The organism is Acidovorax sp. K2F, from assembly GCF_025246485.1.
GTDB lineage: Bacteria > Pseudomonadota > Gammaproteobacteria > Burkholderiales > Burkholderiaceae_C > Acidovorax > Acidovorax delafieldii.
Map to the genome: position 1 here is coordinate 68,279 of NZ_JAOBSQ010000003.1, position 6,162 is coordinate 74,440.

The 6,162-nt window shown below is 62.0% G+C and carries 6 protein-coding genes; all 6 read left to right on the top strand.

The window, feature by feature from the left end; genetic code table 11:
- Nucleotides 1-88: 88 nt before the first annotated feature.
- The 6 genes from N4G42_RS01925 to fusA all read left to right on the top strand — a co-directional run bounded on the left by N4G42_RS01925 (nucleotide 89) and on the right by fusA (nucleotide 5,996).
- Complete coding sequence (locus tag N4G42_RS01925) at nucleotides 89-448, top strand: (2Fe-2S) ferredoxin domain-containing protein (RefSeq protein WP_260665968.1); 360 nt, start codon at nucleotides 89-91, stop codon at nucleotides 446-448.
- Nucleotides 449-535: 87 nt separating this feature from the next.
- Nucleotides 536-1,186, top strand: coding sequence for an alpha/beta hydrolase (locus tag N4G42_RS01930; protein ID WP_056642991.1), 651 nt, complete (start codon nucleotides 536-538; stop codon nucleotides 1,184-1,186).
- Between the two features lie 97 nt (nucleotides 1,187-1,283).
- Nucleotides 1,284-2,453 (top strand): D-alanyl-D-alanine carboxypeptidase family protein, encoded by a 1,170-nt coding sequence (locus N4G42_RS01935; protein ID WP_056057545.1) that lies wholly within the window; start codon nucleotides 1,284-1,286, stop codon nucleotides 2,451-2,453.
- Nucleotides 2,454-2,717: 264 nt separating this feature from the next.
- A complete protein-coding gene (gene rpsL, locus N4G42_RS01940; RefSeq protein ID WP_015012185.1) occupies nucleotides 2,718-3,095 on the top strand; it encodes a 30S ribosomal protein S12 in 378 nt (125 codons plus the stop codon).
- Between the two features lie 175 nt (nucleotides 3,096-3,270).
- Complete coding sequence (gene rpsG / locus N4G42_RS01945; protein WP_005798541.1) at nucleotides 3,271-3,744, top strand: 30S ribosomal protein S7; 474 nt, start codon at nucleotides 3,271-3,273, stop codon at nucleotides 3,742-3,744.
- Between the two features lie 149 nt (nucleotides 3,745-3,893).
- A complete protein-coding gene (fusA, locus tag N4G42_RS01950) occupies nucleotides 3,894-5,996 on the top strand; it encodes an elongation factor G (RefSeq protein WP_056057548.1) in 2,103 nt (700 codons plus the stop codon).
- Nucleotides 5,997-6,162 lie beyond the last annotated feature (166 nt).

Below are 6,162 nucleotides of genomic sequence, written 5' to 3' on the forward strand. Positions count from 1 at the left end.
GATGGCCTCTGGCTTTCTGTGTGGCCGGGCAGGGGCTTGGGGCGTGGCCTCGCCCGCTGGGAGAGGCAGGGGTCCTTAAAATGCAGGGATGAGCGACACCCCTTCCGCACCGGCCGCAGCGCCCGGTTATTACCAGCGCCACATCTTTTTCTGCCTCAACGAGCGCACCAACGGGGAAGACAGCTGCGCGCACCACAACGCACAGGCGGGTTTTGACCGCTGCAAGGCCCAGGTCAAGGCCGCCGGGCTGGCGGGTGCCGGCAAGGTGCGTGTGAACAAGGCCGGTTGCCTGGACCGTTGCGCGGGTGGCCCCGTGGCGGTGGTCTACCCCGAGGGCATCTGGTACACCTATGTGGACGCGGCGGACATCGACGAAATCGTCGAATCGCACCTCAAGAACGGCCAGGTGGTGGAACGTCTGGTCACACCAGCGGAACTTGGCCGCTGAGCGCGGCTCCATCCCTGTCTTGGAACGATTTTGGCAGCAGGCGCTAGTGGATCATGCCCCTGCTGCTATTGATTGAGTAGCAAATCCGTGAATGCCCAGACCGAACGCCTGACCCTGTCCGGCCCCGCAGGCGCCATCGAGGCCGTGCGCGACAGCGCCACCCTGGCCGATGGCGCGGCGCCCCGTGGCGTCGCCATCATCGCCCACCCGCATCCGCTGTTTGGCGGCACCATGGACAACAAGGTGGTGCAGACCCTGGCGCGCGCGTTTGTGCAGTGTGGCTGGACGGCGGTGCGCTTCAACTTCCGCGGCGTGGGCGCCACGGCCGGCGTGTACGACGAAGGCCGGGGGGAGTTGCAGGACCTGCTGGCGGTGGTGGAGCAGGTGGCTCCCGCCGCCGAGGGGCAACCCCTGGCGCTGGCGGGGTTTTCTTTCGGTGCGTTTGTCACCAGCCATGCGCTGGAGGCACTGTGGCCCACGCAGCGCGTGGAGAAGGCCGTGCTGGTCGGCACGGCCGCCAGCCGCTTCACCGTGGCCCCGGTGCCGCCCGACGCCCACCTGCGCACGCTGGTCGTGCACGGCGAGCAGGACGACACCGTGCCGCTGTCCGCCGTGATGGACTGGGCCCGGCCCCAGATACTGCCTGTCACAGTCGTCCCCGCGGGTGGTCATTTCTTTCACGGACAATTGCCGCTTCTGAAGAATCTGGTGGTGCGCCACCTGCAATCGGGCGCCTGAGGGGCGCCGCCCGGACCGGCTCCGGCCGTCCGTCGTCTTCCCTCTCCCGCCCACTCTCCCACCCTTTTTTCGAGCCTCTCCAGCCCCCTCCTGCCCCATGAAACGAATCCTGTCTGCGTTGCGATCCCTGGCCGTCTTTGCTGCGGTGGCTCCGGCTGCCTTTGGCGCCCTGGCCCAGGCACCCCAGCCCCCCGAAATCGCCGCGCGCACCTATCTGCTGGTGGATGTCACCGCCAACCAGGTGCTGGCCGCCAAGGACATCGACGCGCCGGTGGAGCAGGCCTCGCTCACCAAGCTCATGACGGGCTACCTGGTGTTCGACGCCCTGCGCTCCAAGAAGATCGCGCTGGACCAGAAGCTGCCCGTGAGCGTGCGCGCCTGGAAGATGCCCGGCTCGCGCATGTTCATCGACCCCAAGATGCAGGTGCCGGTTGAAGACCTCATCAAGGGCATGATCGTGCAGTCCGGCAACGACGCCACCATGGCCCTGGCCGAAGGCGTGGGCGGCACGGCCGAGAACTTCGTCAAGCTCATGAACGACCAGGCGCAGGCGCTGGGGATGAAGGGCACGAGCTACAAGAACCCCGAGGGCCTGACCGAGCCCGGCCACACCACCACGGCGCGCGACCTCTCCGTGCTGGCCATGCGGCTGATGAAGGATTTTCCGGAGTACATGCACTATTACTCCACCAAGCAGTACAGCTACCCGGGTACTCCGGCATCGAATGGCAGCAACCGCAATTCGCTGCTGTTCCGCGATCCCACGGTCGATGGCCTCAAGACCGGCCACACCGCTGCGGCGGGCTACTGCCTGGTGGCCACGTCCAAGCGTGAATTCCCCGGCGTGGGCCAGCGCCGCCTGCTGTCCATCGTGCTGGGTGCCGCGAGCGAAAACGCGCGCGCGAACGAAAGCCAGAAGCTGCTGAACTGGGGTTACACCGCGTTCGAGGCGGTCAAGTTGTTTGACGCAGGCAAGCCGGTGGCGACCCCTGCCGTCTGGAAGGGCAAGGACAGCGTGCTGAAGATCGGCCGCGAGGAGGCCATCGTGGTCGCCGTGCCCGCCGGCAGCGCTGGCAAGGTCACCACCCAGATCGCCCGCCCCGACCCGTTGGTGGCGCCTTACACCAAGGGTCAGGCCATTGGCACCCTCAAGGTCATGCTGGGCGACCAGTCCATCGGCGAAGTGCCCCTGGTGGCGCTGGAGGCGGTGGAGCAGGCCGGCATCCTGGGCCGTGCCTGGGATGCCATCCGCCTCTGGATCAAGTGACGCTGCGTTGCAGAAGGTGGCGAACCACTTCTGAAACCATAGCTGGCTGCGCAGGTCCGGCATATGCCGGGCCTGTTTTTCGCTCCTTTTGCAGCCAGTTCCTGTCAGATCACCGGGATGGCTGCAGGTGCCAGAAACTGCTGCAAGCCGCAGTGGGCTTGCCTTTCAGGGGGCATCCTGCTACATTAGAAGGCTTTTCGGAATTTCCGAAGGGATTCACGTTTTCGCTTTCACGAAGCAAATTCACGTTTAGGGACGTATTTCATGCCAACCATTAATCAACTGGTCCGTCAGGGGCGCGAGGTCGAAAAGACCAAGTCCAAGAGCCCTGCGATGGAAAACTCTCCACAGCGCCGTGGCGTGTGCACCCGTGTGTACACCACGACGCCTAAGAAGCCTAACTCCGCTCTGCGTAAGGTCGCCAAGGTGCGCCTGACCAACGGTTTTGAGGTGATCTCCTACATCGGCGGTGAAGGCCACAACCTGCAGGAACACAGCGTGGTGCTGGTTCGCGGCGGTCGTGTGAAGGACTTGCCCGGTGTGCGTTACCACATCGTGCGTGGCTCGCTGGACTTGCAAGGCGTGAAAGACCGCAAGCAAGCCCGCTCCAAGTACGGCGCGAAGAAGCCAAAGGCCAAGTAAGCCCTGGCCCTTTCGGTCTGAAGAATTTTCGGTGCTGTTTTTCCGCGTGGCGCGGAAGTGCAGCGTAGTGACCCCAAACGCAGGTGTTCTGCGCGGGTCGAGTAAGTGGGAGTCCAGAGATTGGCTCTCGCGGTGTCTGAAAAGATGCCAACTGAAGCAAAGATAGAGGTAAAAAATGCCACGTCGTCGCGAAGTCCCCAAACGTGAAATCCTGCCGGATCCCAAGTTCGGCAATGTAGAGCTGTCCAAATTCATGAACGTGATCATGGAAGGCGGCAAGAAGGCAGTTGCAGAGCGCATCATTTACGGCGCCCTGGAACTGATCGAGAAGAAGCACCCCGATAAGGACCCTCTGGAAGCCTTCACCGTTGCCATCAACAACGTGAAGCCCATGGTGGAAGTGAAGTCCCGCCGCGTGGGCGGTGCCAACTACCAGGTGCCCGTGGAAGTGCGTCCTGTCCGTCGTCTGGCCCTGTCCATGCGCTGGATTAAGGAAGCCGCCCGCAAGCGTGGTGAAAAGTCGATGGCCCAACGCCTGGCCAACGAACTGCTGGAAGCCACCGAAGGCCGTGGCGGCGCCATGAAGAAGCGTGACGAAGTGCACCGTATGGCCGAAGCCAACAAGGCATTCAGCCACTTCCGCTTCTAAAACGCGGATTTGCCCTGATATAGGCCCAAGGCTGCTGGCGTTTTGCCTGCAGCCTTGTGTCGATTTCAGGCAGTCACAAAATTGACGGGTTGCAGCGCCAGAATGCTGGGCCCGCCCCCCGAATAACACGACCCATCCAAGGATCCACCATGGCTCGCAAGACCCCCCTCGAGCGTTACCGCAATATCGGTATCTCGGCCCACATTGACGCTGGCAAGACCACCACGACCGAGCGTATTCTTTTCTACACCGGCGTGAACCACAAGATTGGTGAAGTGCACGACGGCGCGGCCACCATGGACTGGATGGAGCAAGAGCAAGAGCGTGGCATCACGATCACCTCGGCTGCGACGACCTGCTTCTGGAAGGGCATGGACATGTCCTTCCCAGAGCACCGCATCAACATCATCGACACCCCCGGCCACGTGGACTTCACGATTGAAGTGGAGCGTTCCATGCGCGTGCTGGACGGTGCCTGCATGGTGTACTGCGCCGTGGGTGGCGTACAGCCCCAGTCGGAGACCGTCTGGCGCCAGGCCAACAAGTACAAGGTGCCGCGTCTGGCCTTTGTGAACAAGATGGACCGCACCGGTGCCAACTTCTTCAAGGTCGTGGACCAGATGAAGCTGCGCCTGAAGGCCAACCCTGTGCCAATCGTGATCCCGATCGGTGCCGAAGAAAACTTCAAGGGCGTGGTCGACCTGCGCAAGATGAAGGCCATCATCTGGGACGAAGCCTCCCAGGGCATGAAGTTCAACTTCGAAGAAATCCCGGCCGATCTGGTGGCCACTGCCACTGAATGGCGCGAGAAGATGGTCGAAGCCGCTGCTGAAGCCTCTGAAGACCTGATGAACAAGTACCTGGAAGAGGGCGATCTGTCGGAAGAAGAGATCACCCAAGGCCTGCGTACTCGCACCATCGCTGGTGAAATCCAGCCCATGCTGTGCGGCACTGCGTTCAAGAACAAGGGTGTGCAGCGCATGCTGGACGCCGTGATCGAACTCATGCCTTCGCCGCTGGACGTGCCTCCAGTGCCTGGCTTCGACGAAGACGACAAGGAAGTCACCCGCAAGGCGGACGACAACGAGAAGTTCTCCGCCCTGGCATTCAAGCTGATGACCGACCCGTTCGTGGGCCAGCTGACGTTCGTGCGTGTGTACTCCGGCGTGCTCTCCAAGGGCGACACCGTGTACAACCCAGTGCGTGGCAAGAAGGAACGTATCGGCCGTATCGTGCAGATGCACGCCAACGAGCGCCAGGAAGTGGACGAAATCCGCGCCGGTGACATCGCTGCCTGCGTGGGTCTGAAGGACGTGACGACCGGTGAAACCCTGTGCGATCCAGCCGCCGTGGTGACGCTGGAGCGCATGGTGTTCCCTGAGCCTGTGATCCGTCAGGCTGTGGAACCCAAGTCCAAGGCCGACCAGGAAAAGATGGGTATCGCCCTGTCGCGCCTGGCCGCTGAAGATCCATCGTTCCGCGTGCAGACCGACGAAGAGTCCGGCCAGACCATCATTGGCGGCATGGGCGAGTTGCACCTCGAAATCATCGTGGACCGCATGAAGCGTGAATTCGGCGTGGAAGCCAACGTGGGCAAGCCCCAGGTGGCTTACCGCGAAACCATCCGCAAGACGGTGGAAGAAGCCGAAGGCAAGTTCGTGCGCCAGTCCGGTGGTAAGGGTCAGTACGGCCACGTCGTGCTCAAGATCGAACCCAACGAAGCCGGCAAGGGCATCGAGTTCGTGGACGCGATCAAGGGCGGTGTGGTGCCTCGCGAATTCATCCCGGCCGTGGAAAAGGGTATCAACGAAGCTGTGACGCAAGGCGTGCTGGCTGGTTACCCCGTGGTGGACGTCAAGGTCACGCTGCACTTCGGTTCGTACCACGATGTGGACTCGAACGAACTGGCGTTCAAGATGGCTGCCATCTTCGGCTTCAAGGAAGGTTGCAAGAAGGCCGGTCCGGTCATTCTGGAACCCATGATGGCCGTGGAAGTGGAAACGCCTGAAGACTACGCCGGTAACGTGATGGGCGACCTGTCCAGCCGTCGCGGCATGGTGCAGGGCATGGACGACATGGTCGGTGGCGGTAAGGCCATCAAGGCCGAAGTACCCCTGTCCGAAATGTTCGGCTACTCCACGACCCTGCGCTCCATGTCGCAAGGCCGTGCCACCTACACGATGGAATTCAAGCACTACAGCGAAGCACCTCGCAACGTGTCTGAAGCCATCATGGCAGCGCGCGCCAAGTAAGTAAGCACTTCGCCCGGGCCCTTGTGGTCCGGGCTTTGTTTTGTCTGCGATCCGGTGCCACTCTGTTCCCTGTGCGGAGTGAATCAGCAACCAGATGCAGACGTAAAACCACTACACAGGGATTGCTCTTTGGAGAATTGAAATGGCAAAAGGTAAGTTTGAACGC